The sequence below is a fragment of the Stenotrophomonas sp. 05L44_2 genome (assembly GCF_056665995.1).
This window is the reverse complement of sequence record NZ_JBFTNR010000712.1, coordinates 1-2,134: the sequence shown is the minus strand read 5'-3', so window position 1 is coordinate 2,134 and position 2,134 is coordinate 1. Positions and strand designations below refer to the sequence as shown.

Annotated in this window: 2 protein-coding genes and 1 pseudogene; 2 read left to right on the top strand and 1 reads right to left on the bottom strand. The window is 67.6% G+C overall.

The genetic code is table 11. The annotated features are described in order from the left end of the window. Positions 1-39 precede the first annotated feature (39 nt). Both AC1VAN_RS19670 and AC1VAN_RS19665 read left to right on the top strand, forming a co-directional pair. Entirely contained in the window at positions 40-1,230 is a 1,191-nt protein-coding gene (locus tag AC1VAN_RS19670; protein ID WP_032974994.1) for a glycoside hydrolase family 18 protein, read from the top strand. 103 nt (positions 1,231-1,333) lie between these two features. Further along, the gene (locus tag AC1VAN_RS19665; protein ID WP_032974993.1) at positions 1,334-1,726 is read left to right on the top strand and encodes a VOC family protein; all 393 of its coding nucleotides are present in this window, start codon (positions 1,334-1,336) and stop codon (positions 1,724-1,726) included. 25 nt (positions 1,727-1,751) lie between these two features. Here the strand turns inward: AC1VAN_RS19665 and AC1VAN_RS19660 are convergent. Beyond that, positions 1,752-2,134 (bottom strand): annotated as a pseudogene (locus AC1VAN_RS19660) (PepSY-associated TM helix domain-containing protein); the annotation flags it as partial.

Genomic DNA, 2,134 nt, shown 5'->3' with positions numbered 1-2,134 from the left:
GTTTGCTAACGTGGCGGCGCCTTCGACCCGGGAGTTTCCATGTTCCGCCAGACCTTGGCCGTACTTGCAGTGCTGATCGCCGGCACCCTGCCCATTGCCGCGCAGGCGCAACCGGCGCAACCGCCGATCTTCGGTGCGTACTATCCCGGCGGTTCCGCCGAGCGCTATCCGGTATCGAGCATCCCGGCCGAACGACTCACCCATCTGTTCTATGCGTTTTCCACCATCGAGGACGGACGTTGTGCGATCGGTGCCGAGGCACCAGCCAACTTCGCCGCATTGGCCGAGCTCAAGCGCAGGCATCCGCATCTGCGCACGTTGATTTCGATCGGAGGCTGGGGCGCGGGCGGATTCTCCGATGCGGCGCTGACCGAGACCAGCCGCAGGCGCCTGGTCGATTCGTGCATGGCGTTGTTCTTCGAGCGCCATGCCGGCAGTTTCGATGGCGTGGACATCGACTGGGAGTTCCCCGTCAGCGGTGGCCCGAAGGAACTGGCGCACCGCCCGCAGGACCGTGCCAACCTGACCAAGCTTGCGCAGGCCTTCCGGCTGGCGCTGGATGCCCGCGGCAGAAAGGCGGGGCAGCCGATGCTGCTGACCGCCGCGCTGGCCGCTGGCCGACTGCAGACCGATGGACCATACGACCCTGCCGCCAGCTACGATCTGCCCGCGTTGGCCAAGGTGTTCGATTTCATCAACCTGATGAGCTACGACATGGGCACCGGCTTCTCATCGGTATCGACCTTCAATGCCCCCCTGCATGAAGTGCCAGCCGACCCGCTGGCGCCGGAGCTGCGGCGCTGGAACAACGTGGCCGGTGCCGTGCAGTACTACCGCGAGCATGGCGTGCCGGCGGCCAAGCTGGTGCTGGGCGTGCCGTTCTACGGGCGCGGCTTCAAGGTCACCGGCGAGTCGGCGGACGGCCTGTACCAGGCCTACAGCGCGCCGGCCGACGCCGGTGACTGGCGGGTGATCAAGGCGCGCTATCTCGACCAGCCGGGTTGGACGAAGCATTGGCAGCCGCAGGCGCAGAGCCCGTGGCTGTACAACCCGGCGCAGAAGATCTTCATCAGCTACGAGGATCCGCGCTCCATCGGCCTGCGTGCGCAGTTCGCGCGCGAGCAGGGCCTGGCCGGTGTCTTCATGTGGGAACTGACCGGTGACGATGAGCAGGCCAGCCTGCTCAACGCCATGCTTGCTCCGTGGCAGAAGGCCCGCGTCGGCGACTGACCGGTTCGACATCTCCGGACCGGGGCTGGTACGGCGGTGATGGGCAAACGCTGTGGCCTGAAACCGCACATCGGCGCCATGCACGCAGCGCTAAGCTGCGTGCATGATCATCATCGACCGCCTGGACCATCTGGTGCTTACCGTTGCCGACATCGAGCGCAGCTGCGACTTCTACCAGCGCGTGCTGGGCATGGACGTCGTGCGCTTCGGGGCCGGCCGCGTCGCCCTGCAGTTCGGCCAGCAGAAGATCAACCTGCACCCGGCCAGCGCGCCGCTGCAGCCCCACGCGCTGCTGCCGACCCGTGGCAGCGCCGATCTGTGCCTGATCACCCCGCTGGGCGTACAGGCGGTGCTGGCCCACCTGCAGGCCCAGCAGGTGACGATTGAAGAAGGACCGGTGCCGCGTACCGGAGCACTTGGGCCGATCGAGTCGGTGTACTTCCGTGATCCGGATGGGAACCTGATCGAAGTGGCCCGCTACGTGGAAGCCATGTAAACCCGCGTGCTGCGAGCGGGCTTGGTCAGTTCGCCCACACGCTGTTGGGGTCACCGTTGCGGGCGCGCCGCTGGCTCGCATACGCCAAGCGGGCAAAGCCAAACGCCATCGCCAGTGCCATCGCATCGATCCAGAACAACGGCCAGTGGCCGCGTGCGGCGGCCAGCCACAGCCAGTCACCGTTGAGGGCGCCGTGCGCCAGCGGCACCAGCGCGGTGCTGATCGCCGCAGCCCACAGCAGTTCGCGCGCCGCCTGTGCCGGGCGGCGCAGGGCTGCCCACAGCGCACACGCCGCCCAGGTCACGAAGCAGGCCCAGCGGATGCCGTGGTCGACCTGGGCAGGCGCTACCCGCTCCAGCACCAGCGCGGCCACGAAGGCCACCGAGATCGCCACACACAGGCCGATGC